The organism is Halovulum sp. GXIMD14793, assembly GCF_054457435.1.
In genome coordinates, this window is sequence record NZ_JBTLNE010000113.1 from 1 (window position 1) to 2,856 (window position 2,856).

The following is a 2,856-nucleotide window of genomic DNA, read 5'->3' on the forward strand; positions in this document are numbered from 1 at the left end:
TCTTTGATCATCCCAATGATTTGGACTTCCGTGAAACGGCTCTTTCGCATTCGTTTGCTCCTTCAAAAGGTTGAGCAAACTCTACATCAGAACGAGGGAAGTTTCGGGGGGCAGGTCAACTTGGTGTGAATGTCGGTGACACGGTCCGAGCGCTGCTGGACACCCATTCGGTGAACTTTTCAGGGAGTGCGATCTCGCTGCACGGCTCAGAAGGTGTTTCACTTAGAAAGTTGGGCCTTGGATCAAGTCGTCTTCTCGTTGCTGGGCTTCAAAACCGGGTTGCAGAAAACTCCTCAATTGCACTCGTTGATGAAGTTGAAATCGGACTAGAGCCACATCGAATATCAAAGTTTCTTCTAGAGCTTGGATCGAAAAACGAGGAAACGTCGTGTCAGATATTTATGACCACCCACTCACCGATCGTCCTACGCGAATTGAGCGGATCACAACTATATATTATTAGAAGCGGCGACGAGCATTCCGTCGTTCGAGCGGGTACAAAAAATGCTATTCAAGGTACGCTTCGCGCTGCGGCAGAAGCCTTCTTGGGTACCCATGTATTGGTTTGTGAAGGTGCTACTGAGGTAGGGCTGGTTCGCGGCCATGATCGCTATTTGGCGGAGAAGGAATGTTCGACTTTCGCTGCGGCAGGTGGTGTATTGGTCGACGCTGGCGGGGTGGATAAGATTTATAGAACCGCTGCATCCTTTCAAGCGTTGGGATACGGCGTTGCGACCCTCAGAGATGATGATGTCCAGCCCAAAGAGGAAGACGAAAAAAAGTTCAGCAAGGCAGGTGGAACGGTCTTCAAATGGACAGAAGGCTGGGCAATCGAAGCAGAGTTGTTTGATTGTGTCAGTGATGATGTAATTCTGGAGCTATGGGCCTACGTCAAAAAGCTGCATGGCAAGCAGCGAGTTCTGGATCACCTAAGGACCGCGTGTGAGGGGCCGGTCGATCCTGAAATTTGGTTCGATGATTTGGACGACGAGAAGCGGGAAAAATTGGCCATCGCTGCGGGTAACGGCTCATGGTTCAAACGAATTTCTCACATGGAGGAAGCCGCGTATTCGATAATCTGCCCCCATTTAGATGACTGCGTACAGCCTGAACTGCAAGATCGACTTGACAAAATTCTCAGGTGGTCCGGGGCTGCGGATGACTGATATTGATCTGTTGACTGTCGAACGCGGCATGGTAATTGCCCCAGCGGGGTGCGGGAAAACACAGCTCATTGTAGAAGCGCTTCGTCGCAACAGCTCTGACAAGCCTGTTTTGGTATTAACGCACACTAACGCCGGAGTGGCAGCCCTAAGGCAAAGGCTGGCTAGGGAACAGTTGCCCGCTGGTGGCTACAAGTTGGCGACGATTGATGGGTGGGCACTGCGGTTGGTTTCTACATTTCCCGAGCGGTCTGGATATGATGGCGGCGCAAATCCCAAGAAACCTAACTATTTAAAGATCAGGAAGGCCGCTTGGGGGTTGCTTAAAGCAAACCACATAACTGATGTGCTTAAAGCCAGCTATTCTCACATCTTAGTTGATGAGTATCAGGATTGCTCCCACAACCAGCATGCCATTTTGTTTTATGCTGCGAAACATTTGCCCTGCTGTGTATTGGCGGATCAGATGCAAGCAATTTTCGGATTTGGGAATGACCCGTTGGCCGATTGGGATAAGCATGTTTCAAAACACTTCCCGAAAATCTCAGAGCTAGATGAACCCTGGAGGTGGAAAAATGCAGGAAACGAAGAACTTGGGCAGTGGCTCCTCTCTGTGCAGAAAACTCTCCTTGTCGGTGGGGAAGTTGATTTGGACACAGCTCCCAAGTCAGTTAAATGGGTCGAGTTAGATGGCAACGATGATCATTCAAAACTTGTAGCTGCAGCACGATGCGCTCACAAAAATAAGGGTGAAACCTCTCTGGTGATTGGCGATAGTATGTCTGCTTCGAGCCGTTATAAGGTCGCAAAAAGCGTTCCCGGTATTGTCGCTGTCGAGCCAGTTGATCTCAAGGATCTCACAGCCTTTGCAGGTAACCTGGATTTGTCTGACGGGTATTCCGTCGGTGAGACGCTAGATTTTGCTGAAAGCCTCATTACCAACATAGGTTCTGACGGCATCCAGAAACGCATGAAATCTATAAAAAACGGTAAATCAAGAACTGAGCCGAGTGAATTAGAACTACTCGCTCTAGAAGTCGAAAACGCGCCTACTTTTTCTGGATTGGCTCGCATCCTGTCTTGCTGCTCAGCTCAAAGCGGATCCCGTTGCTATAGGCCCGGCGTCCTACGCGCTTCCCTCCGTGCGTTGTCATTGGTTCAATCAAATCCGGATTTGAGTTTTATCGACGCTGCGGTGCAAGTTCGTGAAGAAAGCCGTGCCGTCGGCCGCCAATTACCTTTGGCTGCTATTGGTTCGACCTTACTGTTAAAGGGTTTGGAGGCGGACCATGTAGTTGTCCTGAATGCCAATAAGCTTGATGGTCGAAACCTCTACGTTGCAATGACGCGAGGAGCCAAGACTGTAACTGTATGTTCCAAGAATAGCTTACTGAAACCCTGATAGACGAATGTCAGCTTTTGATGCTGCACTACCGCAGCAATATTGGTGACGAATGGCAGCAAAGGGCCGGAAGGGTACAAATGTGCCTTACCGTATTGGCGCGTAGCGCCAATATACGCCAACACTGGAAATACAGATAGGTATTTCAGCCGGGGTCAATTGCAACGCTTACGTTCTACCAGGTCGCGTTCCGAAAGAAGCTCTACGACAGCATCGACGCGCTGCAGGCCGATCTGGATGAATGGCTGCACCATTACAACCACGAGCGCACGCATCAGGGCAAAATGTGTT

Annotated in this window: 2 protein-coding genes and 1 pseudogene; all 3 read left to right on the forward strand. The window is 49.9% G+C overall.

From position 1 onward, the window contains the following. Positions 1 to 125: 125 nt before the first annotated feature. Entirely contained in the window at positions 126 to 1,166 is a 1,041-nt protein-coding gene (locus ACW9UQ_RS18455; RefSeq protein WP_458932458.1) for an ATP-dependent nuclease, read from the forward strand. Continuing rightward, on the forward strand, positions 1,159 to 2,565 hold the full coding sequence (locus tag ACW9UQ_RS18460; RefSeq protein WP_458932459.1) for a UvrD-helicase domain-containing protein: 1,407 nt from the start codon (positions 1,159 to 1,161) through the stop codon (positions 2,563 to 2,565). Before ACW9UQ_RS18455 ends, ACW9UQ_RS18460 begins: the two co-directional genes overlap by 8 nt. Positions 2,566 to 2,738: 173 nt before the next feature. Continuing rightward, a pseudogene (locus ACW9UQ_RS18465) lies at positions 2,739 to 2,856 on the forward strand (integrase core domain-containing protein); the annotation flags it as partial.

Excerpts from the sequence above, each read along its gene's own strand:
- ACW9UQ_RS18460 (WP_458932459.1), top strand. The coding sequence starts at position 1,159 with ATGACTGATATTGATCTGTTGACTGTCGAACGCGGCATGGTAATTGCC.